The sequence below is a fragment of the Flavobacterium sp. genome (assembly GCF_043773265.1).
Lineage (GTDB): Bacteria > Bacteroidota > Bacteroidia > Flavobacteriales > Flavobacteriaceae > Flavobacterium.
The window spans coordinates 1-26,092 of sequence record NZ_JAYVFH010000106.1; the positions used below are offsets into that span (position 1 = coordinate 1).

Genomic DNA, 26,092 nt, shown 5'->3' on the forward strand with positions numbered 1-26,092 from the left:
ATAAATCGCGTCTCTATATTTTTCTTAATTCATTCCTTTCATATTACCCATCATTCGCATCATGTTTTTTCCTCCTGGACCTTGCATCATCTTCATCATTTTACTCATTTGCTCAAATTGTTTCATCAATTGATTTACTTCTTCTATTTTTCTACCAGAACCTTTTGCGATTCTAGTTTTGCGTTTCATATCAATTAAAGTTGGTTTTTTTCTTTCTATTGGTGTCATCGAATGAATTATTGCTTCAATATGTTTAAAAGCATCATCTTCTATTTCTACATCTTTCATTGCTTTACCTGCACCAGGAATCATTCCAACTAAGTCTTTCATGCTACCCATTTTCTTGATTTGCTGAATTTGAGATAGAAAATCATCAAAGCCAAATTCGTTTTTAGCAATTTTCTTTTGAATTTTTCTAGCTTCTTCTTCATCATATTGCTCTTGAGCTCTTTCTACAAGAGACACAACATCACCCATTCCAAGAATTCTATCAGCCATTCGAGAAGGATAAAAAACATCTATAGCATCCATTTTTTCGCCAGTTCCAATAAATTTTATTGGTTTGTCAACAACAGATTTTATTGATATTGCTGCTCCACCTCGAGTATCACCATCTAATTTTGTTAAAATAACTCCATCAAAATTTAATCTATCGTTGAAAGCTTTTGCTGTATTTACTGCATCTTGACCAGTCATTGCATCAACAACAAACAAAGTTTCTTGTGGCTGAATTGCTTTGTGAACGTTTGCAATTTCGTTCATCATTTCTTCATCTACAGCTAATCGACCTGCTGTATCTACAATTACTACATTAAATCCATTTGCTTTAGCATATGCAATTGCATTTTGAGAAATAGCAACTGGGTTTTTATTTTCAGGTTCAGAGTATACTTCTACTCCAACTTGATCACCAACTATATGCAATTGATTTATTGCTGCTGGACGATAGATATCACAAGCAACCAAAAGTGGTTTTTTATTTTTTTTAGTTTTTAAATAGTTTGCCAATTTTCCAGAAAAAGTAGTTTTTCCTGAACCTTGTAAACCTGACATCAATATTATGGTTGGAGTTCCAGAAAGGTTAATACCTGCAGCATCACCACCCATTAATTCGGTTAATTCATCTTTAACTAATTTTACTAATAATTGACCTGGTTGAAGTGATGTTAAAACATCTTGACCAAGTGCTTTTTCTTTTACGCGAGTTGTAAAATCTTTGGCAATTTTAAAATTAACATCGGCATCAAGCAAAGCACGACGAACTTCTTTGAGAGTTTCGGCAACGTTTACTTCGGTAATTTTTCCGTGTCCTTTTAGGATATGAAATGCTTTGTCTAATTTTTCGCTTAAATTATTGAACATAATCTTATGATTTTCTGAAATTGAAATGCAAATTTAAGCATTTGAAATTGAACTAGGAAAGTATTAGAAATAAAAAAGCCATTCGAATAAACGAATGGCTTCTTACATAGATATAGTAGGTTATTTATTTTATTGAAATTAATTTATCATCATCATTGCTATCATCACCATCATCATGATTATCATCGTTATCATTGTCATTATCATCATCTGAATCATGATTTCCACAATCTGATGTTGCTTCAACAATATTTTCTTCTAGTTGATTATTATTTTCTACAACAATTGTTACTCCACTTGCATCAACAATAGAAATTGGGTAATTAATTGTTACCGAAGTACTTCCTTGAACTGTATCAAGCAATACATATAAATCATGATCATTGTTAATTGTTACATCAACAGGATTTGAATTATTTGTAGTAGAAATAATAAACGGATAAGTTAACGAGATACAGTTAATTCCGTTATCGTCGTCGTCATTACTTTCATCTTCATCATTATCAACATCATCACCTTCACAATCTTCTCTCAATTGATGAAACTGACTGCTGTTACTTACTACAAGTTCTGTAAAGTCAGCATAAATAATTGTTATCGGAAAAACAAATTGTAAGTGATCATAATCGTCATCACTTTCATTTAGCATTGCTAAAACAACATCATAATCAGCTTGAGTTGTTACCACAACTTGTTCTAAATTATTTACAATTATTGTAACAGGCAATTTAATTGTAAAACAACTTGTACTGTCAATAGCATTGTCGCTTGAAGTTCTTTTTTGAGTAACTCTAGACAATAAAGTTTTTAAGGTTGAGTTAGCTGTAATTTTATTAGAACTTGGACTTGCATCATTTTGACAAGAAGTCAAAGATAATAAACAAATTAAACACGCTGCGAATAAGATTTTTGTTAGATTTTTCATAATTTTATTTTATTAGTTATTAATATTTATTAAACATTTTAAAGTAAAAATACCCTACTTTACTATTTAATTTTTAGTAAAATATAAGTAATCTGTTCCTCCATTACCTCCACTTACATCTTTTAGTTTTATTAATGTTGGTGTAAACTCTGTTATTCTCCAATCGTCTTCAAAACTATCAAGTAGTGAACCATCGAAGTTTAAATTTAATTTATTTTCTCCACTGTCAAGATAATTACTCCAATTTCCGTTTATTGTTGTACTTGTTTTTATTGCAGTCACAGTTCCATTTGATAAAAAAGTAAAATTGTAACCATTATAATCACTAGTTTCATCTTCATCATCAAAATAATAGGATACATGCCAAGAACCATTAATAATAATTTCCGAAAAAACAGGATTTCCACCACTTGAAGGTGTATCATTACAATCATCTATAGAATCATCAATACTATCTTCAAATTGTTGATTGTTTGTAATAACTACTGTGTTTCCGCTAGAATTAATCATAGAAATTGGATAATTAATTGCTATATATTGATTACTATTTAAATTTTCTAAAAAATTATATAACTGTGAATTATTATTTAAAGTAAGTGTATTGGCTAGTTGATTGTTGCTATCATAAACATTTATTACAATTGGATAATTCAAGTTGATACAATCTATTTCATCAAAACCATCATCTTCATCACATTGGTCTAATGCATCGTCTAAATCATTAGAATCATTTAAAATTTGTGTAGTAAAATTTTGATATTCAATAGTAATTGGATAAACAAAATTTACAATATCATCGTCGGTAGAAAATTCATCAATTGCATCTTGAACGGTTTGATAATCTATTGTTGATGCGACAACTATATTATTTGAATTTACAATTACAGTAACAGGAAGTCTAACACTAAAACAACTTGTACTATCAATTATATTATCATTAGATGTTGGATTTTGAGATACTCTAGAAATTAAATCTGTAAGTGGTGATGAATTAGTTAAATTTTGAGTTGTATCTTGAACAATCACTACTTCTTCTTTTTGACATGAAAAAAGCAACATCGATAAAATTCCGAATAATATGTATAGTATTGTTTTCATAAATTATTGTTATATGTTAGAAACAAATGAATTAAAATTTACCCTACCTAAATTAAATTAATTAATTACTTTTACAATAGAATTTACAAATATAAAGTATGTCCAGCAATTTAAAATCGGAAGTTTGCAAAGAAAATGTGTTTTCTGATTTTTTTAAAAGTCATGCAAAATCATTGCGTAATTTTTTGATTTACAAATTTGGAAATCAAGAACAAGCCGAAGATATTACTCAAGAAGCATTTATCAAATTGTGGCAAAACTGTGCTGATGTTCCTATTGAAAAAGCAAAAAACTACCTTTATACAATTGCCAATAATTCTTCTTTAAATGTAATTGCTCATCAAAAAGTAGTTTTATATTATAAAAAACATAATAATTTTAATGATAGATCAAATGAAAGTCCAGAATTTTTATTAGAAGAAGCTCAATTTAAAACAAAACTATTAAACGCAATAAACCGATTAAATGAAACCCAAAAAGTTGCCTTTTTAATGCATCGAATAGACGAAAAAAAATATGCTCAAATTGCTGAAGAATTAAACATAAGTGTAAAAGCGGTTGAAAAAAGAATTCATCTTGCATTATTAGAATTAAGAAAAGAATTTGAAAATTTTTAGTAGGGTAAAATAAAAATCAATTGTTTTATAAGTTGTAATAAGAATATTATGGAAGAAAATTACAAATTAGCGAAATGGTTAAATGATGAAATGACTGATGCGGAATTGAAAGAATTTCAATCAGAGTATGACTTTGCTATATTTGAAAACATAAAAAAATATTCATCAGAATTAAAAACTTCTAATTTTGATAGCACTAAAATACTTTCAAATGTACTCTCATCAAAGAAAAAGAAATCAAATGTAATTTCATTAAATTATAATTTGTTCATAAAAATTGCTGCTGTTTTAGTAGTTGGTTTTTGGTTGTTTTATTGTTATGAAAATATATTGACAACTAGTGAGTTTACTCAAAACGGAAAAAAAACAACATTCATATTACCTGATAGTTCACAGGTTGTTTTAAATTGTGGTTCAGAAATAGATTATAAAAAATTTAATTGGGATGATAATAGGAACATTAATTTATATGGTGAAGCTTATTTTAAAGTTGCCAAAGGAAAAAAGTTTCAAGTAAATACCAATTTAGGAAAAGTAATAGTTCTTGGAACTCAGTTTAATGTTAAAGCTCGTGAAAATCGTTTAGATGTTACATGTTTTGAAGGAAGTGTAAAAGTAAAATATAAAAATCAAGAAATCATTTTAACTCCAGGTGAAACGGTTTCTTTTGAAAATAATATAAAAATTATTGAGCAAAATGTTAGTATTCAAAAACCACTTTGGATTGTTAATGAAATAATTTTTGAAAAAGAAAAACTGAGCAATGTAATAGAGGAAATTCAGCGTCAATATAATGTTTCAATTGATATTAGCAAGGTTAATTCTAATCAATTATTTACAGGAAAAATTCCTTCTAATGATATTGATATTGCCTTAAAAACTATTGCAATTATCTACCATTTGAATTATATAAAATCAAGCAATTCTAATTATACATTTGAAAAATAAGATAATAAAAAAGATTTTTTTGTGTTTAGTTATGTGTTTTGTCTTTGTTTTGAGTACTTATGCTCAAGATAAAGACAAAACCGTTTTATTAAAATCTGTATTATTAAAAATTGAAAAAGACAATAAAGTAACCTTTAATTTTATTGAAGATGAAATTGCAATTTTTATGATAATTCCGCCAAGTACAGATATATCTTTAAAACAAAAACTGTTATATATTACCGAAAAAACAAAGCTAAAATTTCAATTTATTTCTGAAAATTATATTGCTGTAATAAACAATAAAAAACTTGATAAACCACTGTGCGGATTTCTTAAAGATGAAATTACAAATCAAGTAATTGAATTAGCAAATATTAAAATTTTAGGCACAAATTACACAACTACTAGTGATGAAAATGGTTATTTTGAATTGCAATCAATCTCGCCAAATGATATTGAAATTACACATGTAAATTATCAAAAATCATTACACAAACCAATTGATTTATACAAAACCAATTGCCTAACATTATTTCTAAAACAACTTACAAATGAACTCGAAGAAGTAGTAACTCAAACTTACTTAACAAAAGGTATTTCAAAAAAAAATGATGGAACTATTGAAATAAAACCAAAACGATTTGGACTTCTTCCTGGCTTAACAGAACCAGATGTTTTTGAAACTTTAAAGCAAATTCCTGGTATTTCAACAACTGATGAAACTATTTCAAATATTAGTGTTAGAGGAGGAACTCATGACCAAAATCTTTTTTTATGGAACGGAATTAGATTGTTTCAAACTGGACATTTTTTTGGTTTAATTTCTGCATTAAATCCAAATTTGGCGCAAACTATCAAAATTACAAAAAATGGAAGTTCTCCATTTTATGGCGAAAGTGTTTCAAGTGTAATTGATATTTCTACTCATAGCACCAAAATCGAAAAAAGCACTGGTTCATTTGGTTTAAACATGATTAACGCAGATGGTTATGCTAAATTTAAAACATCAAAAACATCTAATTTAGAAATTAGCGCCAGAAGATCGCATACTGATCTTACAAATTCTCCAACTTATAAAAGTTACTACAATAGAATTTTTCAAAACACTGCGGTTATTAATCTAAACAACAATGAATTGATTGATTATAATAATGATGTAAGGTTTTATTTTTATGATTTTACAGCTCAATTTAAACAAAAAATAAACTCTAAAATAGATTTGTCATTTGATGCAATTTCAATTAGCAATTTATTAGATTTAAACGAAAGTAAAATAGAAAACGCAGTATTAGTGTCTAAAAGTAGTTGTCTAGAACACAAAACACTTGGTGCAAATGTTGCATTAAAAATTAATTGGAATAAAAAAAATCAAACAGAAATAAATGGTTATGGTTCTTATTATAAAATTACCTCAGAGAATGAATCAATAACTAACAATCAAATATTTAATCAGGAAAATAGCATTTTGGACACAGGATTTCGAATTAAAAACAGTTATCAAATTAATACTAAACTAAAATTTAATAGTGGTTATCAGTTTAATGAAATTGGAATTAAAAATTTTGATCAAATTAATAGTCCAGTTTTTTTAAGACGAATTAAAGATGTTTTAAGAATTCATGCTTTGGTTGGCGAAATACAATATGATTCAGCAAATGAAAAATTAAAAACAGCATTTGGTATTCGTCAAAATTATGTTGAACAACTTAACGAATTTATTTTTGAACCTAGATTTCAATTTAATTATTCTGTTTCTGATTCATTGTTTATTGAAGTTCTTGCCGAAAAGAAAAGTCAATTTACTTCCCAAATTGTAGATTTACAACAAGATTTTCTTGGTATAGAAAAAAGACGTTGGATATTATCTAACAATACAACTATTCCAATAATGAAAAGTAATCAGGTTTCTGTTGGTTTTACTTTTAAAAAGAACAATTGGCTCTTAACATTAGATAATTTTTATAAATCTGTAACCGGAATTACTAGCATGAGTCAAGGTTTTCAAAATCAATTGGAATTTGAAAAAATTAATGGCGATTATACCGTTATTGGCTCAGAATTTCTAATTCAGAAACAAATAAAGCAATTTACAACTTGGTTAAGTTATGCTTACTCAAAAAATAATTACAATTTTGAAAGCTATTCTACACCAATTTTTGCTAACAATTTTGAAATAAATCACACTATTGGAATGGCAATAATTTATGATTATAAAAAACTTAAATTTGCACTAGGTTCAAGATGGTTTACTGGAAAACCAAATACAACTCCTTCAAGTAATTCGCTAGTTTTTCCAACTCCAGAAAATCCACAAATTGAGTATAATACTCCAAACTCATCTAATCTTGATGATTATTTTCAAACCAATTTGTCAGGAAGTTACGGTTTTAATGTTACAAAAAAAGCAACATTAAATTTTGGGCTTTCTGTTCAAAATATTCTTGATAATAAGAGTAGTATTAACCAAAATTATAGAATAAATCAAAACACAAATTCAATTGAGCAAGTTAATACTTATTCATTAGAAAGAACTTTTAACTCATTTATTAGGTATAATTTTTAAAGGAATATGATAAAAAGCTCAACTCTTTTACAATAGTTACATTCTTTCTGGAACTTCAATTCCTAAAAGTTGAAATGCCAATTTTATAGTATCAGCAACTTTTTTAGACAGTTGAACTCTAAATACTTTTTTATCAATATTTTCTTCTCCCAAGATTGATACATTTTGATAAAAAGAATTGAATTCCTTGACCAATTCATAAGTATAATTGGCTATCAAAGCTGGACTATGAGTGTGTGCAGCATTTTGAATTGCTTCAGGAAATAAGGCAATTTGTTTTAAAAGTTCCTTTTCTTTTGGATGCAATTCTACAGCTACATTTTGAGTAGTGTCAAAAGTTGCTTTTCTTAATATTGATTGAATTCGAGCATAAGTATATTGAATAAATGGTCCTGTATTACCAGCAAAATCTACAGATTCTTCTGGATTAAATAACATAGATTTTCTTGGATCTACTTTTAGCATATAATATTTCAAAGCACCAAGACCAATAGTTGTATATAATTTTTCTTTTTCTTCGTTAGAATAACCATCAAGTTTGCCCAATTCTTCTGAAATTTTTTGTGCAGTAGTAATCATTTCTTCTATCAAATCATCAGCATCTACAACTGTTCCTTCACGAGATTTCATTTTTCCAGAAGGCAATTCAACCATTCCATAAGATAAATGATAAAGACTATTTGCCCAATCAAAACCCAATTTTTTTAGAATTAAAAACAATACCTTAAAATGATAATCTTGCTCATTACCAACAGTATAAACCATTCCGCCAACATCTGGAAAATCTTTTACACGTTGAATTGCTGTACCAATATCTTGTGTCATGTAAACCGCAGTTCCATCAGATCGCATTACGATTTTTCTATCCAATCCTTCATCTGTTAAATCAATCCAAACTGAACCATCATCATCTTGAATAAAAATGTCGTTTTTTAATCCATATTGAACAACTTCTTTTCCTAATAAATAGGTATCACTTTCATAATAATTTTTATCAAACGTTACACCTAAATTTTTATAAGTTGTGTCTAAACCTTCATAAACCCATTGGTTCATCATTTTCCAAAGCGATATTACTTCTGGTTTTGCTGCTTCCCAATCTAGTAACATTTGTTGTGCTTCAAGAATAATAGGAGCTTGTTTTTTAGCTTCCTCTTCTGATTTGCCTTGATTTTTTAGAGTTTCAATTTCTTCTTTATAAACTTTATCAAATGCGACATAAAAATTTCCAACCAATTTATCACCTTTCAATCCAGTAGATTCTGGTGTTTGATTGTTTCCAAATTTTTGCCAAGCCAACATCGATTTACAAATATGTATTCCTCTATCGTTGATTATTTGAGTTTTATAAACTTTTTTACCCGATGCTTTAATAATTTCGGCAACTGAAAAACCTAAAAGATTATTTCTAATATGACCAAGATGCAAGGGTTTGTTGGTATTTGGTGAAGAATATTCAACCATAATAGCTTTGTCATTTGCAATAGCATCAATAAATCCATAAGTTGAATTTGTTTTAATTTCATTAAAGAAATTTACATAATATGCATCCGAAATTACGATATTTAAGAAACCTGCAACAACATTAAATTTTTCAACTTGGGCAACATTCTCTACTAAATATTCGCCAATTTTTGTTCCAATTTCTAATGGATTTCCCTTTATAACTTTCAATAACGGAAAAATAACCATTGTAATATCGCCTTCAAAATCTTTTCTTGTAGCTTGAAATTCAATTTTTTCGATTGCAATACCGAATGTAATTTGAACTGCTTCTTTAATACTTGGATTTAGAATTTCTTGTAGTGACATTTTTTTGTTATTAGAGTTGCAAAGATAGAATTTTATTGGAAAATTAAAGTGCAAAATTTAGTTGATTGTAATAAAAAAACTCGAAAATCACTTTCCGAGTTTTATATGAAATATTATTGAAATATTACCATTTGATAATTGCACTTGCCCAAGTAAATCCGCTACCAAATGCTGCAAGAACTATAGTGTCACCAGATTTAATTTTACCTTGTTCCCAAGCTTCTGTTAGTGCAATTGGTATTGATGCTGCGGTTGTGTTGCCATATTTTTGAATATTATTAAAAACTTGATCATCTGTTAATTTAAATTTTTGTTGAATAAATTGCGAAATTCTCAAATTGGCTTGATGTGGAATTAACATATCAATATCAGAAACTTCAAGATTATTGGCTTGTAAACCTTCGTTAATTACTTCGCTAAAACGTACTACGGCATTTTTAAAAACAAATTGACCATTCATGTGCGGAAAATAACTTTCGTCTTCTGGATTATTATCTGCAATAATATCTGTAATCCATCTTCCTCCCATTCCTGGAGCTAAAACCGCCAATTCTTTAGCATGTTCACCTTCAGAGTGTAAATGAGTTGATAATATTCCTTTGGTTAAATCTTCTTCACGCGAAATAATTGCAGCTCCAGCACCATCACCAAAAATTACAGAAACTCCACGACCACGATCTGTCATGTCTAATCCTAGCGATTGCACTTCTGACGCAACAACTAGAATATTTTTATACATTCCGGTTTTAATGTATTGATCTGCAACTGATAATGCATAAATAAATCCTGAACATTGATTTCTAATATCTAATGCTCCAATGGTTTTCATACCCAATTCTTTTTGCACAGAAACTCCTGGTCCAGGAAAATAAAAATCTGGTGAAATTGTTGCAAAAACTATAAAATCAATTTCATCATTAGAAAGTTTTGATCGTTCAATTGCAATTTTGGCAGCTTTAACTCCCATTGATGTTGTAGTATCTTCACCACGAACTATATGTCGTCTTTCTTTTATACCTGTTCGTTCTTGTATCCACTCATCATTTGTATCCATGAGTTTAGATAAATCATCATTAGTAACTATATTGTCAGGAACATAAAAACCTAATCCTGATATTTTTGAATGATACATATATTAAATATTTAGCAAAATTGATAGTACAAACTTAATCATCTTTTAAAAAAGACAATCTAATATTGGCTTAAATTTTAGATTTCATAATTAATAAAGGTATTAAAAATAAAAAAACCAGTTTACAAAAAACTGGTTTCGTTATCCTTAAAATATTGATTAAACTGTTTGGTCATCAACAGTTGCATCTGGTGCATTTTTTTTCACAGACTCAATTCCGTTTTCTCTAGAAGCTACAGTTTCATACATTTCACTATTTCCAATTACTTGACCATTTCCTGCTTTTAAATTAAAATATGGTTGTCCACTTTTAGCTACTAATCTGTCAAATCTATCATCATCTTGTGAATTTTTTCTAACAGATTCAATTCCGTTATCGCAAGAAGCTTTTGTTTTATATCCTTCACTAGCCAGGATTGTTTGACCATTTCCAGCTTTTAAATTAAATTGAAATTCACCGTTTTTTCTAGTTGTAATTACAAATTTTCCCATGTTTTATAGTTTTTGTTAATTGGTTTAAAGAATTAAAATTATATAATTATTTTGTTTCAAGCAAATTATTTAATAATTTTTCTAACTTCCTCTAATATTCAAACCTAGATAAAGCAAAAATTCTTCAATAGATTTAGGTTGGTGTTTTTGTTTACCATTTTGTTTTCTGAAATTTGCTATAATAGTTTTACAACATCTGTTACTTTTACCCTTAATTATTAGAATGTCTTTAGTGTAGATGCAAAGTCGGTTCAGGCAAGATTAAAAGTTAATAATTAAAATATGCTTATTATAGTTTAGTCAAGGTATAGTCGGCTTTAAGTCGGCTTACTGTTATTATTTAGCTTTTTTAATAAAAAGGCAAATTATTGCTTAAAGGTTTTGATTTTAACGCAAATGCACGTTTGCAAAGTGTATTTTTCACCATTTGTTTTTAAATACCTCAAATGGTGAAGTAGAGATTTCTAATTTTATACCTTTGAAGCAATTGCACTATCACCTACAAGTTTTCCAGCTGGAACTGGTATTCAACTTTTTTTGTTGTTGGTTTCCTTTTATAAGAGGTTAATTGTGTTCAATATTCGTTGTAAAACGAAGAATATAATGTGTTAAACATGCTGGAAGTGCTTTAATTAATTCGTTTTGTTGGTTTTTACTCCTGATTTATTGGGAGTTTTTTTTTTATAAAATCACGTAATTATACGCATTTTTATGTGTTTTATTATGTTTATTATTGTAGTATTAATTTTGTTATTAAGTTTTTTTTACTTGTTATTATTTTGTTAAAATATATTTAGTAGCTTTATAAAATAAAAATTACATTATTAGAACTTTAACATAAATGTACGCATTTTGCTTACTTTTTGTTGGATTTGCTTTTTTACATTTGAAAAATATATTAAAATTTTAAAACCATGCCTATTATGAAACAGAAAATTTTACTCTTTGTCTATTTTACAGTAACATTTACTTTTGGACAAACAATTGATCATATTCAATTTGAATATGATGCGGCAGGAAATCAAGTAATAAGAAAAACTATTGATATTCTTCCTGGTAGATTTTCAAATGACACTATTAAAAATATAAAAGATTTAGTAGAGAATGATTTAATAAAAACTGATTTATATGATGATATAAAATACTATCCAAATCCTGTTTTAGAGGAATTGTATATTACTTGGAATAGTATTGAGCAAAACAAAATATCAAAAATTGAATTGTATTCAATGAGTGGTCAATTGTTAAAATCCGATTTAGTAAAAAATAACACTAATAATGTAGTCGTTAGTTTTAGAGATTATCCGCAAGGTTTTTATACAATACTCTTAGTATGTGTTAATGGCGAAAGAAAATCATTAAAAATTGTAAAAAAATAAGATTATGAAATTAAGATATTTACTTATAGGATTATTATTTGTTACCAATGTTTTTTCTCAAAATTATCATGATACTCAAGGAAAGTTGCAAATTTCAAACACAGGACAGGCAACTTACACTTTACCAATAGCAATGCCTCCAAGTCTTCAAGATGTTGGACCAATAATTAACCTTAATTATGTTAGTGGACAAATGGGTGGATTAGCTGGACAAGGATGGTCTATTAATAGTATTTCGGCTATAACCCGAATTTCGACAAAAAAAGATATTGATGGATTTATTGACGGTGTTGATTTTGATAATAATGATAAATTAGCACTAGATGGACAACGCTTAATTTTAAAAACCGGAACATACTGGTCTGATGGATCAGTTTATGAAACCGAAGTTCAAAGCAATACAAAAATTGAATTAGTTGGTAGTGGTGCTTCAATGTATTTTGTTGTTACTACACCAGATGGCTCTAAAACATGGTATGGGAATTATGGAGCAATGAATGGAATAGATTTAACTGCCTATTATATTGTTAGGTTTGAAGATATTAAAGGAAATTATATGACCTATCATTATAATAAACCTACTGGTGTAAGTCTTTGTATTGGCGAAATTAGATTTAGTGCAAATATCAATGGTATAACTCCTCAAAATAAAATAAGGTTTCTTTATGATTTAGCAGGCAGAACAGAAAATACTTTTCTTAATAATATTAGGCATGTAAAGGATTTAATTATTAGGAAAATTGAAGTTTATACTTCTAATTTATTGTTTAGAGAATATCGATTAACCTATACAAGAGATTTGCAATTGGGTTATGATAAACTTACTCAAATACAAGAGTTTAATGGTGCTTTAGAGCCAGCCAATCCTATTGTGTTTGAATATAAAAATACAGAAAGCACCAACCTTAATTCAGATACTACTAAAAGTTACACAAACGACATTGATTTTACCTCAGTTGCAACAACTGGTGATTTCGATGGTGATGGTAGATTGGATTTTATTACAAACAAAGACTTGTTTACAAAAGCATTTGAAAACACTACAGGAAATGCACCTTTAAATGTTGCCTATTTAGATAAAAAAAAGTTTTCAATTACTACTTTAAATTCAAATAAGTTAAATCAATTTAACTCGATAGTATCCGTAAAACCAACCGCAACAAATTCAGAGTTAATAGTTTATAGCTTAGAAGGTGGTGTTTTAAATTATAAATATACTAAAGCTTTAAACTTAAATAATACTTTTACAACATCAGCAACTCAAGTAAATGAATTAACTACACCAAGTCAAATTGTAATCGATCAATTATTAAATTTCGGATATTTTACTCAGACTGGGAATACATTTTTATACAATTTAGCGATTAATTCACTAAACTCTCAAAATACACAATTATTAGGTTGTGAAGATGATATTAAACTTAATGGTTTAAAAGATTCTACTGAATATTTAGAAGGCGATTATAATGGGGATGGCATAAGTGAAATTATTATTGTAAATTCTATAAATGAGATACATAATCAAAAAACAACAACTTATCCCGACCCTAATTACAACAATTGTAAAGTAACAATTACTGCAGACAGTTATGAAAGTTTTTTATTAGACATGAATCCAAATACTTCCGCTGTATTGGGAAGTATTGGATTGATAAATTTGAATACAGATGCATTTAGTCATAAACATAAAAAATTTGTTTCAGATTTTAATGGTGATGGAAAATCTGATGTAATGGTAATTAAAGATGATAAAACATATACTGTTTTTTCATTTAAACAATTGCTTAATGCACCATGGATTGAAATGGAAACTATTGGTAATGGTTCTCTAAATGCTTATTCTAAAACCAAACAAATTTTATTGGGTGATTATAATGGTGATGCTAAAACTGATGTTATGCTGCCTGACACAGAAGGAGGAGAAGGTCATACCACATGGCATATTTATTACAGCAACCCGAATCCTTTAGGTGGAAATTTTTTTTATGAAGAAACACACAATATTGTTGAATATAGACCCAACACAAATGGGGATTATAGCACACAAGTTCACGTAAGCAGCTACTATGCCCTAGATGTTAATAAAGATGGAAAATCAGACATGGTGAGAGTTTGGAGAAATAGGTATAAGCCATCAGGAACCTATAATGACCATGATACCCAATGGAGGGTAACATCCTTTATTAATAATACAGGTAATATTAGTCTTCTTTATGGGGCTAAATTTACACCAGACTACGAATCGCCTTGTGTTCAACTACCATTTCCAGATTGCAACCATACTGATGGTACCCCAGAAATTTCAACCCCTATTGCATCACCATTTAAGTATCAAGGTGTAAATAATGAATTGATAATGGTAAACAATCATACCAATAAAATTACTTATATTAAGTTTTTTAAAGATGTTTCAGAAGATATTTTATTAAAAAAAGTAACTTCATCCGGTGGAAATATTGTTGATGAAATATTTTACAAAACAATGGATACTTCAACATTAAATAATGATATGGGAGGTTTATCTGAATTTTATTCTTCTTTAAATTCTTTAAACTATCCATTTGTTGAATTGAAAAAATTACCGACTTTTAATTTAGTTAGTACTATTAAAAACACAACACAAGGAGTTGTAAAATCTCAAGATTTTAGGTATCATGGTTATGTAGCAAACATGGCAGGATTGGGTGCTATGGGATTTAATAAAACTGCTAGAAGTGCTTGGTATTCTAGCCCAATGGCTAAAAGAATATGGAGTGTTATTGAAAACGATAATTATTTATACCGTGGTGCACCCTTAAGAAGTTATTCTCAATTGCTTAATGATGGTACTGCATTTTCTTTTGTTAATTCAACATCAACATTGCCTTTGGGAGTACTAAATACTACTGTATCAAGCTTTAACTATTCTACCACAAATAATGTTTACAAAATACTAGTAAATAATCAAATTACAACTGATTATTTAACTAATGTTTCTAACATTAAGCAATACACGTATGATCCACTTTATTTATTGCCAACAAAAACAGTAAGTAAAAATTTATTGTCTGGAGTTGAACAAAGTAGTACCACAGTTGATAATGAATATGATACAAATGCATTAGGGACTGGTTTTAATTATTATATTGGAAGACCAAAAAGAATATTAACAACAGTTTCGGCTTATAGTAGCGCACAAACTACAGAAGAAAAATTTACTTATACTAATAATTATTTGACTAAAACAGAGAAAAAAGGAGCAACATTGGATGCTGTTTTTATTACCGAAAATTTTGAATATGATATTTATGGTAATATTATTAAAAAAACATTAAGCGCACCTGGATCTACACCTATATTGGTTCCGAGAGTAACGGAATATACCTATGATGCATCACAACGATTTGTTAAAACTGTTAAAGATGTTGAAGGTTTAATTAGTGAAAATATTTCATTTGATTCCTTATATGGTTTAGTGAAAGAAAGTAAAAATCCGTTTGGGCTTATTACACAAAGTTTTTATGATTCTTGGGGAAAAAGAATAAAGATTACCGATTATTTAGGAAAAAGTGTTGATTATACCTACACAAAATCTGGAACTTCTTATACTACTACAGAAACTGGACAAGATGGTAGTAGTAGTGTAATTATTGCAGATGCTTTGGGTAGAACAATTAAAACTGGCTCTAAAAATATAGATGACACTTGGTCTTACGTAGCCACTGAATATGATTTTTTAGGCAGAAAATTTAGAGTAAGCGAACCTTACTTTGGTGCTACTCCAAGTTTATGGGAGCTAACCGAATATGATGATTATAGCAGAACCATAAAAAGTAATGCAGCAACTGGTATGATTACTACTATATCATATTTAGGATTAACTGTTTCAGCATCAAATAGTTTTAAGACAACATCATCAACCAAAAATGCTAACAACCATATGGTTAATGCTACAGATCCTGGAGGCACAATAAATTATACTTACTATCCTAATGGCTCATTGAAAACTTCTAATTATGATGGTACAATATTATATATGGAATATGATGGTTATGGAAGAAAAACATTATTAAGTGATCCATCGGCTGGAATTTATAAATACAAATACACAATTTTAGGAGAACTATTAGAAGAAGAAACTCCGAAAGGAAAAACTAATTACACTTATGATAATTTTGGAAAACTAACTAATAAAGTTGTTACAGGATTAACTGTTAGCGAAAGCACCAACATATCTACCATTTATAACTATAACAGTATAACCAAACTACTAAGCAGTATGACAGTTATAAACCCAAATGATGGTAATTCAACTTATACTTATGACTATACTTTAACAGATAAACGACTTTGGCAAACAACTGAAACAACACCTTATGCTACGTTTATTAAGCAAGTAACCTTTGACGATTTTGGTAGAGATTGGAAAATATCTTATAGTGGAACCGAAACAAGTACCTCGAAAAATTCGACAAAAAAAATAAAATACAGCTATAAAAATGGAGAAAGCTGGATAATTTCTGATGATGTAAGCGGTCAGTTATTATGGCAATCATCAACCGTTAGTGAGCGTGGACAATTGAAAACTGGATTGTATGGTAATGGTATTGATGTTAAAAACACTTATGATGCTTATGGTTTTCCTGTTCAAAATAAATTTGATTATTTAAATAATACTGTTGGTGCAGGTGGCACTATTGGTTCTGGCGAAATTGTAAATATATTCACTCTTGATAACGCTTTTAATCCGCAACGTGGTAATTTAAACTTAAGAAGTTCAAGTTTGTTTAATACAATAGAAACTTTTGAATATGATAACTTAGATCGATTACTCAAGTGGTATTCGCCATCAGAAGTCATTCAAAATTTGCAATTTACTACTACTGTTGAAGGATTTACTGCTACAACTGGTGCTGCAATAGCATCAGTAACAGGAAAATTAAGAATAACTGCAACGCCTGCTAGTGCTGGTGCACAAAAATTAGTTTTTACAAATGCACCCATTGGAACAAAGTTTACAGTTACAGCCACAATAAATAAAAGTACAACTGACAAAATTAGAGTTACAATAGTTGAACAAAACCCAACTACACTAGCCACTATAATTGTTGATTTAGGATTGGCCAATGAAGGTGCATTTAGTGCCAATTATCAAGTTAGTACCTATAAAAATATTTATTTAAAATTTGAAAAAGCTGCAACAAGTATTGATGTTGGAGTATCTAAAGTTTTTCTTGTAGATAATGTAGTTTTTACAAAAATAAATTCAGATGAACAGCAGTATGATAACAAAGGTAGAATAACACAAAGTAATATTGGAAATTACACTTACAATGCAACAAAACAATACCAAAATTATCGAGTTGCTTTAACACCAGCAGGCGTAGAATATTATAATTTACGCCAACTTCAAGAAGTTTCTTATAATGCATTTAAAAGCCCGATACGAATTAACGAGCAAGGAATAGATAAAATAAATTTTGCGTATAATACTTTTCAGAATAGAAGCACTATGTTTTATGGTGGCTTGCAAGAAGACAAATTATTGCGTGCCAAACGAAAACACTATTCTGCTGATGGTAGTATGGAAATAAAAACCAATGGTACTACCATAGAATTTATTACCTACATTGGTGGTGATGCCTACAGTGCACCAGTAATTTTTAAATCAAATGGAGCCACTGCCCAAGAATATTTATATTTGCACCGAGATTATTTGGGTAGTATTGTTGCTATAACCAACCAAGCTGGAGCAATAGTTGAAAAACGACATTTTGATGCTTGGGGCAATGTTGCAAAAGTTCAAGATGGCGCAGGCAATAATCTAGCAGGATTAACCGTTATAGATAGAGGATATACCAGCCATGAACATTTGCAGAGTGTAGGATTGATTCACATGAATGGTAGGTTGTATGACCCTAAAGTACATCGTTTTTTACAGCCCGATAATTTTATTCAAGATCCTACTAATACACAAAATTATAATCGTTATGGTTACGTTCTTAACAATCCTTTAAAGTATAGTGACCCGAGTGGAGAATGTATTTTTGCTGCCATATTAATTGGAGCTGGTATTGCTGCATTAACTTACAGCATTACAGCATTATATGCCGATGTGCCTTTTAGCTTAGGTGGTTTATTTCAAGCTTCTTTAATGGGTGCTATTAGTGGTGCAGTAACTTTTGGAATAGGTATGGTGCATCTTGTATACAAAATTTAACTATTAGGGCAACTTATCAAGCACTTGCACATGGAGTATCTCAAGGTGTTATGTCAGGAGTACAAGGTGGAGAGTTTTGGAGTGGTTTTGCTAGTGGAGCTTTAAGTAGTATCGCAAGTAGCGTATGGAGTGGTGATAAATCTTTTAGTACAGTAAATGATATAACAACTGAAACGTTTCACAAAGGTTTAAGTGGTGCATTAGGAATGAATAACAGTTTAGGAACAATTGCCTTTGGTACCATTTCTGGCGGTGCAGGCGCATCAATAACTGGTGGTAATTTTTGGCAAGGTGCAGTTACTGGGCTTGTGGTTAGTGGGCTGAATCATGCGATGCATGATGGAGACCAAGAAGAGCCAAAGCAGAAACCTAAAGTAAAGAAATTGACCTATCAAGATGATATGAACCAATTGCTTGAGTTTAATAAATTTTGCCTTGAATCATATGGCTATATAACTGGAGCTGTAGAATTATCAGCTGTTAAATGGGGAGTTCTTTCATTAGGAGTAAAAAGTTTATTTTCAGTTGGAACAAAAAATTTAATACCTGAGGGAAAATTAGGAAATCATTTGTTTAAATCAGTTAGGGATGGTTTAAAACTATCCGACAATCCAGCGAATAGAAATTTAATTACCAAATTATCTAATGGAAAAAGTTTAGGGACAGATGCATTTGGAAAAAGTTGGTATGCAAAAAATTTTTATGGACCAGAAGGAAATGTAATGCAAATTTTTTCTTATACACAAAATGGTATTATAAAAGGAGCTGGAATTAATTCTACTCCTATAAATTTAATAAAAACATATGGATTAAAATAAATAAATAAATATGAAAATGATTTCGAGATTTACAATTACTGATAAAGAAGGATATTATGCTTTAATGTATATGTTAAAAGCATTTTGGGAAAACTCTGGTTCAAATGATTTAACTGATATTTTAAGTGGAGGAGAATGTTGGGAGTTAGATGTTCCTGCTGATCCAGTTTTTTGGGAATATTGGCTAGAAGCTATAGAAAAAGTTAAAAATGAAGGTAATCCGCCTATAAAAGTATTATATAAATCTATTAAAAATATACCTAAAAAATAGAATAAAATTTTTAAACATATTTTAATAATCACGCTTTCAGACATGTAGAATCTATAGTATTGCATCAAGTTTATACAGTGGTGTAGGATATGAAAATGCTGGATGGCATGGAATAGGTGGTTGCTCAGGCAGTAGTGAGTTGGGAATGGTTATTTTTGGTACCGTAAGCGGTGGTGCTGGTGCAGCAATGACTGGTGGTAACTTTTGGCAAGGCGCAGTTACTGGGTTGGTTGTTAGTGGACTGAATCATGCGATGCACGATGGAGATGAAGATCCACCTAAGAAGTTTAATTTAAAAAGAATTGAAGCAACAAATTCTGATGGACTTACACAAAAACAATATGATAATTTATCAACATTTGAAAAAATGTTTTCAACACCTCCTGGAATAAATGCCTCTTCGGGTTGTATAGAATTAATAGGAGGACCAGCTAAAGGGGTAAAATACCTTGCAAAAATGGTTAGTAAGTATCCGGGTGCAATAGTAAAAGCTGAGCAAATTGGTTCTAAATACTGGAAATATACGGCTGAAGTTTCAGGGTCTAACGGTATGACAATTCATACAAAAATCCTAAATATGAACGGAAAGACTATGAAGTATTTCCACGATAAGTACAATAGTGCAAATAAATTTATGCACAGAGGTTGGACAGAAGGTTCAATAAAAGTGCATCAATGGTGGAACGGAGTAAAGCAATATGGTCAACATTTTTTTCAAAACAGATAAAATATGAAATATCATTTTAAAACATTGCACGAAGTTCTAGAAGCTATTATAAATAGTAATTTCAATCGAAATTTCACATCAATACTAGCAATGGCTTTTATCTATGAAGAAGACGATAATATCCTTTTTGTTCAAGAGAATTTTAATGGATTAGGTTTCTTGTTTGATTTTTTTAATGTTGGTCAATTCGATTTATCAAATGAAGAATTTAAAATTATAGTTAATAAGTTGTCAGAAATTGACATTTTACAATTAGATGTGCTAAAAATTAAGGTGATACTGTACGAAAAAAAAATAGATGAATTAAAAGTTAAATTTGAGAAGAAATACATATCAAATGAAGTTTATAAAAACCAAGTCAATAAATATCTAGACTAATCAAGCTCTATACCATACCCATGACTCCAAATACATTAACAATATATGCTCATGGTGCCCAAAGAGTAACATTTAATATTGAATTTGGTGAAAATAAAATCATTAGTGTATTGAATAGAGATAGTTCAATGTGGAGAAGTTATATGAAAACTGGTAAAAGTTTAAGTATTAATTTGAAATCTTGTTATACTGGAAATACAAAACTTGACTATGGGTGGTCAATTGCTCATGATTTAACAAAAAATCGTGCTAATCTTATTATTCATGCTGCTGTAACTGGCTGGAAATCAACAGAAAATGTTTATGGTGGATATAACATGTTTATGAATGGAAATGTCGTTGGTTGGGATAAAAAAAGATAAAATTATGAAAAAGATATATTATTTATTAGCAATTTTAATGTTAACTTTAATTGCTTGTCATGATGATGAAAAAACAAATTTAGAAAAAGAGCATTTAAATATTTTGAATAATTCCATTAAATTGAGTAAAATTAAAAATAAGGTTATAAAAAACGGTGACATTAAATCTTATAACAAATTAATTTCATATTATGTAAAAAATCAAAATATTAATCACGAATTGTTAACTTATTCAATTTTGATGGTTGAAAAGTATAAATATTATAGAGCATGCAGTTATATTTATATTAGTATTATTAATACTTATAATAATGGTGTTTTTGATGAAGAATACTTTGAAGAATTAAATCCCGAAATAAAAAAAATTACTTTGTATTATCTTAATCTTGGTGCTAGAAATGATAATATTGAATGTCAAATAGATTTGCAGTTTTTATACGAAAAAGGTATAGGCCTAGAAAAAAACAATAAAATTTCTGATAGTTTAAAGATTATAATCAATGAAAAAAATAAAATGAAATAACGATATCGTTGGTATAAACCCAGCTCTACGAAGTATAAAAAACTACGAAGCTCTGCAACGGTCTTTGACCTCACAGCATAATTAAAAAAAAGTAAAATAAATTTAGAATAAACTTGTTAAAGTATTTCTATTTAAAAATTATACAATGTAAGTTTTTTTTACTTTTAATTTAGTTAAAGGATTACTTATATATTAAAAGATTTTGTATAAATTTGTTATTGAAAAATGTGTATAAATTAAATAAAAAATTATGAAAAAAATAATTTTAATTTTGGTAGTATCTATCCTTTTTGGTTGCAGTAGTGACAGTAAAAGCGAAGATGTAGTAATAAATTTTGAAAATATAATTGGTAAATGGTATGTAAAAGATATCATTAGACCTGATGGTAGTATTCAACCCTATACTAATTTATGCAGTACTAAAAGAGATTATTTTGAAGTTTTTCCTTCTAGTAATATTACGTTCTATTCTCAAGGTCCATCTTGTATTACTTATAATCCTTATTATTGTGATGGACTTGTGTTAGATAATGATGGTGTAATGTCTCAGTGTGGAAGTGATCGTTTTGAAGGTACCATAACTAAACTTACCAATAAATTAATGCGGTTTGAATATGATGAACCAATAACTCTTAATGAAAATGCACCAAATGATGGTTTAATAAAGGGACATATTTATACCAAAGAATAACACTATTGAAAAAAATAATTACTATAACCTGTCTTTTTATATTTGCACTTGTTTTTTGTCAACAAGAAGCGAGTGTTTGGTATTTTGGCGAAAATGCTGGATTGAAATTTCAGGCAGATGGTTCAGTTCTTGCTTTAAGTGATGGTATGTTAAACACTACTGAAGGTTGTAGTAGTATAGCCGATAGTAATGGTAACTTATTATTTTACACTGATGGAAGAACCGTTTGGGACAGAAACCATGTGGTTATGCCCAATGGTGATTATAGTAATGGTACAGGATTGTTTGGAGATATATCAAGCACTCAATCGGCAATTATTGTTCCTAAACCAGACAATAATTTAATTTATTATATTTTTACGGTAGATGAACCACACCATACCAATGCAAGTGTTTATCCTACAACCTACACTAGTAGTTATCCTGGTGATGACGGTTATTATCCTGTTACTGATGATGGTCTTAATAATGGCTTGAATTATTCTATTGTAGACTTAAGTGTTACTGGTGCCAATGGAAGTGTTGGCAACATAATTAGTAGAAATAATCATTTAATTACTTACAACACCAATCCTGCTGGTGAAGAAATAAAATATAAATGTTCAGAAAAAATTACTGCTTTAAAAAATGAAGACACTAATGAATATTGGGTTTTAACACACTTTATAGATAAATTTTATTCATTTAAAGTAACCAATACAGGTGTAGTTACAACTCCTATTGTAACACAAATTGGCACTCCAATAAATATTTCTGGCTACAGAAGAAACGCAATTGGATACTTAAAAGCATCTCCAGACGGAACTAAGCTTGCAATTGTTCATACGCAAAATGCTACACTTGTTGGAACAGCAAGTTATGATACAGGAAGAGTAGTCTTATATGATTTTAACATTACAACTGGTCAAGTTACCAATGAAATTGTACTAATAAATTCAGTTTTAGCTTATGGAGTAGAATTTTCACCAGACTCCAAAAAAATTTATGCTACTTACAGAGACATTAATTTGAGTTATATGTTTTTATCTCAATTTGATTTGTTAAGTAGTAACATACCCAGTTCTAAAATTGTAGTTTTTAATAATTTTGATTATCTCTATGCTTTACAATTAGCTCCAAATAATAAAATTTATTGCGCTACAAGTTATGAAAACACAATTGGTGTAATTAATAATCCGAATGATTTAGGAATTGCATGCAATTATGTTAATAATGGTGTTTCGCTTGCCACAGGCACTAGAGTAATTTTGGGACTTCCACCATTTATAACTTCTTTTTTTAATGTTGGAATATTACTTTCAAATCGTTGTGCTGGAGAAGCGTCAGTAATGTCAATAAATACATCGGCAACCTTACTTTCTGCCAATTGGAATTTTGGTGATGGAAGCACTTCAACAGCAATAAATCCAATACATACTTATACTTTACCTGGAACTTATACCATAACTGTTACAGCAACAAGCAGTTCGGGTACAGCAAGTAATTCAAGAGAAATTGTAATTTTTGCACAACCTACAATAAATTCTATAGTTACCTTAAAACAATGTGACGATAATTTAGATGGTTTTAGTGCTTTTAATCTTGAAGAAAGCATTCCATTATTGGTTACTGATGCTACAGGTTTGATATTTAGTTTTTATGAAACTGCAAGTAATGCTCAAAATACTATTGCAGCTATAACTAATGTTACTAATTATACCAATCAAATTGTTAGTAGTGACTTTATATTCGTTAGAGTAGAAAACGGAAATGGTTGTTTTAGAATTGCTCAACTCAATTTATCGGTTTCTACAACCTTATTGCCAAGCACTTTTCAAAAGGTGTTTACCCAATGTGATGATTTGGCGTCAGGAAGCAACACTGATGGTCTTGCAATATTCGACTTTAGTAGTGTTACCGCAGAAATTGAAGCATTATTTCCTCCAGGTCAATTGCTAGATATTAGTTATTATAAAAATGTAACCGATGCTTTAGCAGAAAATAATGCCATTACAACTATTTCTAGTTATAGTAATGTTGGTTATCCTATAACACAAAATATTTTTGTTAGAGTTGATAGTCAGCTTAACAATGAGTGTTTGGGATTGGGACATCATATTACATTAAATGTGGAACGAATTCCGATTATTCAGCCACAAGTTATTCATCATTGTGATGATGATCATGATGGCAGTTATGGATTTGCAACAACTGGTTTACAAACTACCTTATTAAATGGTTTGACAGGAGTTAGTGTAAGTTATACAACCGCAGCTGGTGTTGTTTTGCCAAGTCCTTTACCAAATCCATTTGAAACTGCAACACAAACAATAACTGTTAGAGTTACTAACACAACTACTAAAGCATGTTTTTATGAATCAACTTTAGATTTTGTTGTAGATGATTTGCCAGAAGCATTTGTTTTACCAGTTTCTTTAACCACTACTTGTGATGATGAAATTGAACCATCGATGCAAGATGGTATTTATCCATTTGACACTAGTTTATTTCAATCAACAATTTTGGGCAGTCAAACTGGTATGACAGTAAATTATTATGATGCTTTGGGAAATTTATTAAGTAGTCCTTTACCAAATCCTTTTAATTCTTCTAATCAAAATCTATTGGTAGAAGTTATTAATCCGTTAAATACTGATTGTATAGCTTCACTTTCAATACCATTAATAATTAATTCAATACCATTAATTGTATTAACAGGAAATGAATTGGTATGCAGTGATAATCCAACATTTACTAAAATCATTACTGCAGGATTGGTTGATGAAACCACTATTAGTGATTATACTTATACCTGGTTTTTAGATGGTGTTGCAATTGTTGGAGCAACCAATTATTATTTAACTGTAAATACAGAAGGCACTTATAATGCTGTTGTTTCCAATAGCTCTAATTGTACTGCAACAAGAATCATTGTGGTAACTGCTTCTAATATTGCCACAATTAATACTATTGAAGTTACAGATTTATCAACTTCCAATTCTATACTTATCGCTGTTTCTGGTAGTGGAGATTATAGTTATAGTATTGACGGAATTACTTACCAAGATTTAAATAGTTTTACTAATATATTACCAGGTATTTACACGGTTTATGTTAAAGACAATAACGAATGTGGTATTGCAAGTCAAGAAATAAGTGTTTTGGGTGTTCCTAAATACTTTACTCCAAATGGTGATGGCTATTCGGATTATTGGAATATTAAAGGTGTAAATGAACGTTTTAATTCAGATTCTGTAATTTATATATATGACCAATTTGGAAAATTATTAAAACAAATTAGTCCTTTAGGTTTAGGTTGGGATGGAACGTATAATGGTACAATAATGCCATCACAAGATTATTGGTATTCAATTGCTTTAAAAGATGGCAGCATTATAAAAGGTCATTTTTCATTGAAGCGATAGTATTGTTTTTTTACTACATATCCATATAATTTTAAATGTTTAATTAGTTACTTCGCTTTTGAGAGGATACATGTTTTTTTGGAACACAGATTTAATAAATTTAAATAGTTTATAAATAAAATACTTAAAAATCATTCTACTTCACCACCTTAACCGATTGTCTACCAGTATTTGTATGGATATTCAAAATATAAATTCCATTTGGATAAGGAAAATCAAAAATGTATTTCTTTGTAGAAGCACTTTCGATTTCATCCAATTTTAATTGCTTAATCAATTGACCTGTTGATGAATATAAACCTAAAACTAAATGATCAGTATCAAGAAAATCAATTTCAAGATTCAATTTATCTACAATTGGATTTGGGGAAACTCTTACTTTTAATGGTGTTCTGTCTTGCTCTTGAAA

The 26,092-nt window shown here is 29.2% G+C and carries 20 protein-coding genes; 13 read left to right on the top strand and 7 right to left on the bottom strand.

Annotation, left to right across the window (positions count from 1 at the left end):
* Positions 1–24 precede the first annotated feature (24 nt).
* From ffh to ACH2BO_RS05500, 3 genes are all read right to left on the bottom strand, one after another.
* The gene (gene ffh / locus ACH2BO_RS05490; protein ID WP_395043746.1) at positions 25–1,362 is read right to left on the bottom strand and encodes a signal recognition particle protein; all 1,338 of its coding nucleotides are present in this window, start codon (positions 1,360–1,362) and stop codon (positions 25–27) included.
* A 124-nt stretch (positions 1,363–1,486) separates the two neighbouring features.
* A complete protein-coding gene (locus ACH2BO_RS05495; RefSeq protein ID WP_395043747.1) occupies positions 1,487–2,287 on the bottom strand; it encodes a hypothetical protein in 801 nt (266 codons plus the stop codon).
* Between the two features lie 66 nt (positions 2,288–2,353).
* Positions 2,354–3,385, bottom strand: a complete 1,032-nt coding sequence (locus ACH2BO_RS05500) for a hypothetical protein (RefSeq protein ID WP_395043748.1) — start codon at positions 3,383–3,385, stop codon at positions 2,354–2,356.
* A gap of 98 nt (positions 3,386–3,483) precedes the next feature.
* Between ACH2BO_RS05500 and ACH2BO_RS05505 the strand changes: the two genes are divergently transcribed.
* From ACH2BO_RS05505 to ACH2BO_RS05515, 3 genes are read left to right on the top strand one after another with little or no spacing between them, the layout of a single operon-like run.
* On the top strand, positions 3,484–4,002 hold the full coding sequence (locus ACH2BO_RS05505) for an RNA polymerase sigma factor (protein WP_395043749.1): 519 nt from the start codon (positions 3,484–3,486) through the stop codon (positions 4,000–4,002).
* A gap of 48 nt (positions 4,003–4,050) precedes the next feature.
* The gene (locus ACH2BO_RS05510; protein ID WP_395043750.1) at positions 4,051–4,950 is read left to right on the top strand and encodes a FecR family protein; all 900 of its coding nucleotides are present in this window, start codon (positions 4,051–4,053) and stop codon (positions 4,948–4,950) included.
* A gap of 19 nt (positions 4,951–4,969) precedes the next feature.
* On the top strand, positions 4,970–7,495 hold the full coding sequence (locus ACH2BO_RS05515) for a carboxypeptidase-like regulatory domain-containing protein (protein ID WP_395043751.1): 2,526 nt from the start codon (positions 4,970–4,972) through the stop codon (positions 7,493–7,495).
* A gap of 36 nt (positions 7,496–7,531) precedes the next feature.
* Here the strand turns inward: ACH2BO_RS05515 and argS are convergent, their stop codons facing one another.
* The 3 genes from argS to ACH2BO_RS05530 form a co-directional block, all read right to left on the bottom strand.
* A complete protein-coding gene (gene argS, locus ACH2BO_RS05520; RefSeq protein ID WP_395043752.1) occupies positions 7,532–9,307 on the bottom strand; it encodes an arginine--tRNA ligase in 1,776 nt (591 codons plus the stop codon).
* A 124-nt stretch (positions 9,308–9,431) separates the two neighbouring features.
* Complete coding sequence (locus tag ACH2BO_RS05525; protein ID WP_395043753.1) at positions 9,432–10,439, bottom strand: 3-oxoacyl-ACP synthase III family protein; 1,008 nt, start codon at positions 10,437–10,439, stop codon at positions 9,432–9,434.
* A gap of 159 nt (positions 10,440–10,598) precedes the next feature.
* Complete coding sequence (locus ACH2BO_RS05530; protein ID WP_395043754.1) at positions 10,599–10,931, bottom strand: YegP family protein; 333 nt, start codon at positions 10,929–10,931, stop codon at positions 10,599–10,601.
* A gap of 923 nt (positions 10,932–11,854) precedes the next feature.
* Here ACH2BO_RS05530 and ACH2BO_RS05535 point away from each other — a divergent pair.
* The 10 genes from ACH2BO_RS05535 to ACH2BO_RS05580 all read left to right on the top strand — a co-directional run bounded on the left by ACH2BO_RS05535 (position 11,855) and on the right by ACH2BO_RS05580 (position 25,683).
* Positions 11,855–12,310 carry a T9SS type A sorting domain-containing protein gene (locus tag ACH2BO_RS05535; protein ID WP_395043755.1) on the top strand — a complete coding sequence of 152 codons (456 nt, stop codon included), beginning with the start codon at positions 11,855–11,857 and terminating at the stop codon, positions 12,308–12,310.
* A gap of 4 nt (positions 12,311–12,314) precedes the next feature.
* Positions 12,315–18,509, top strand: coding sequence for an RHS repeat-associated core domain-containing protein (locus ACH2BO_RS05540; RefSeq protein WP_395043756.1), 6,195 nt, complete (start codon positions 12,315–12,317; stop codon positions 18,507–18,509).
* Positions 18,510–18,559: 50 nt separating this feature from the next.
* Positions 18,560–19,327 (top strand): hypothetical protein, encoded by a 768-nt coding sequence (locus tag ACH2BO_RS05545; protein ID WP_395043757.1) that lies wholly within the window; start codon positions 18,560–18,562, stop codon positions 19,325–19,327.
* 10 nt (positions 19,328–19,337) lie between these two features.
* Complete coding sequence (locus tag ACH2BO_RS05550) at positions 19,338–19,598, top strand: hypothetical protein (protein WP_395043758.1); 261 nt, start codon at positions 19,338–19,340, stop codon at positions 19,596–19,598.
* A gap of 145 nt (positions 19,599–19,743) precedes the next feature.
* Positions 19,744–20,325 carry a hypothetical protein gene (locus tag ACH2BO_RS05555; protein ID WP_395043759.1) on the top strand — a complete coding sequence of 194 codons (582 nt, stop codon included), beginning with the start codon at positions 19,744–19,746 and terminating at the stop codon, positions 20,323–20,325.
* A 3-nt stretch (positions 20,326–20,328) separates the two neighbouring features.
* Complete coding sequence (locus tag ACH2BO_RS05560; RefSeq protein WP_395043760.1) at positions 20,329–20,703, top strand: hypothetical protein; 375 nt, start codon at positions 20,329–20,331, stop codon at positions 20,701–20,703.
* A 20-nt stretch (positions 20,704–20,723) separates the two neighbouring features.
* Positions 20,724–21,065, top strand: coding sequence for a hypothetical protein (locus ACH2BO_RS05565; protein WP_395043761.1), 342 nt, complete (start codon positions 20,724–20,726; stop codon positions 21,063–21,065).
* 4 nt (positions 21,066–21,069) lie between these two features.
* A complete protein-coding gene (locus tag ACH2BO_RS05570; RefSeq protein ID WP_395043762.1) occupies positions 21,070–21,588 on the top strand; it encodes a hypothetical protein in 519 nt (172 codons plus the stop codon).
* A 250-nt stretch (positions 21,589–21,838) separates the two neighbouring features.
* Positions 21,839–22,279: a hypothetical protein gene (locus tag ACH2BO_RS05575; protein WP_395043763.1), complete on the top strand. Its 441-nt coding sequence runs from the start codon at positions 21,839–21,841 to the stop codon at positions 22,277–22,279.
* Between the two features lie 5 nt (positions 22,280–22,284).
* Positions 22,285–25,683: a T9SS type B sorting domain-containing protein gene (locus ACH2BO_RS05580; RefSeq protein WP_395043764.1), complete on the top strand. Its 3,399-nt coding sequence runs from the start codon at positions 22,285–22,287 to the stop codon at positions 25,681–25,683.
* Positions 25,684–25,819: 136 nt separating this feature from the next.
* On the opposite strand, the gene ACH2BO_RS05585 is transcribed toward ACH2BO_RS05580, so the two are convergent.
* Positions 25,820–26,092: T9SS type A sorting domain-containing protein (locus ACH2BO_RS05585; RefSeq protein ID WP_395043765.1), on the bottom strand; the 273-nt coding region annotated here is incomplete at its 5' end.

What these genes read in the sequence shown, in the direction of transcription:
- ACH2BO_RS05495 (WP_395043747.1), bottom strand. Translation starts at nt 2,287, where the DNA reads ATGAAAAATCTAACAAAAATCTTATTCGCAGCGTGTTTAATTTGTTTA.
- ACH2BO_RS05545 (WP_395043757.1), top strand. Translation starts at nt 18,560, where the DNA reads ATGTCAGGAGTACAAGGTGGAGAGTTTTGGAGTGGTTTTGCTAGTGGA.
- ACH2BO_RS05530 (WP_395043754.1), bottom strand. Translation starts at nt 10,931, where the DNA reads ATGGGAAAATTTGTAATTACAACTAGAAAAAACGGTGAATTTCAATTT.
- ACH2BO_RS05500 (WP_395043748.1), bottom strand. Translation starts at nt 3,385, where the DNA reads ATGAAAACAATACTATACATATTATTCGGAATTTTATCGATGTTGCTT.
- argS (WP_395043752.1), bottom strand. Translation starts at nt 9,307, where the DNA reads ATGTCACTACAAGAAATTCTAAATCCAAGTATTAAAGAAGCAGTTCAA.
- ACH2BO_RS05560 (WP_395043760.1), top strand. Translation starts at nt 20,329, where the DNA reads ATGAAATATCATTTTAAAACATTGCACGAAGTTCTAGAAGCTATTATA.
- ACH2BO_RS05525 (WP_395043753.1), bottom strand. Translation starts at nt 10,439, where the DNA reads ATGTATCATTCAAAAATATCAGGATTAGGTTTTTATGTTCCTGACAAT.
- ACH2BO_RS05570 (WP_395043762.1), top strand. Translation starts at nt 21,070, where the DNA reads ATGAAAAAGATATATTATTTATTAGCAATTTTAATGTTAACTTTAATT.
- ffh (WP_395043746.1), bottom strand. Translation starts at nt 1,362, where the DNA reads ATGTTCAATAATTTAAGCGAAAAATTAGACAAAGCATTTCATATCCTA.
- ACH2BO_RS05550 (WP_395043758.1), top strand. Translation starts at nt 19,338, where the DNA reads ATGAAAATGATTTCGAGATTTACAATTACTGATAAAGAAGGATATTAT.
- ACH2BO_RS05505 (WP_395043749.1), top strand. Translation starts at nt 3,484, where the DNA reads ATGTCCAGCAATTTAAAATCGGAAGTTTGCAAAGAAAATGTGTTTTCT.
- ACH2BO_RS05565 (WP_395043761.1), top strand. Translation starts at nt 20,724, where the DNA reads ATGACTCCAAATACATTAACAATATATGCTCATGGTGCCCAAAGAGTA.
- ACH2BO_RS05555 (WP_395043759.1), top strand. Translation starts at nt 19,744, where the DNA reads ATGGTTATTTTTGGTACCGTAAGCGGTGGTGCTGGTGCAGCAATGACT.
- ACH2BO_RS05535 (WP_395043755.1), top strand. Translation starts at nt 11,855, where the DNA reads ATGAAACAGAAAATTTTACTCTTTGTCTATTTTACAGTAACATTTACT.
- ACH2BO_RS05575 (WP_395043763.1), top strand. Translation starts at nt 21,839, where the DNA reads ATGAAAAAAATAATTTTAATTTTGGTAGTATCTATCCTTTTTGGTTGC.
- ACH2BO_RS05510 (WP_395043750.1), top strand. Translation starts at nt 4,051, where the DNA reads ATGGAAGAAAATTACAAATTAGCGAAATGGTTAAATGATGAAATGACT.
- ACH2BO_RS05540 (WP_395043756.1), top strand. Translation starts at nt 12,315, where the DNA reads ATGAAATTAAGATATTTACTTATAGGATTATTATTTGTTACCAATGTT.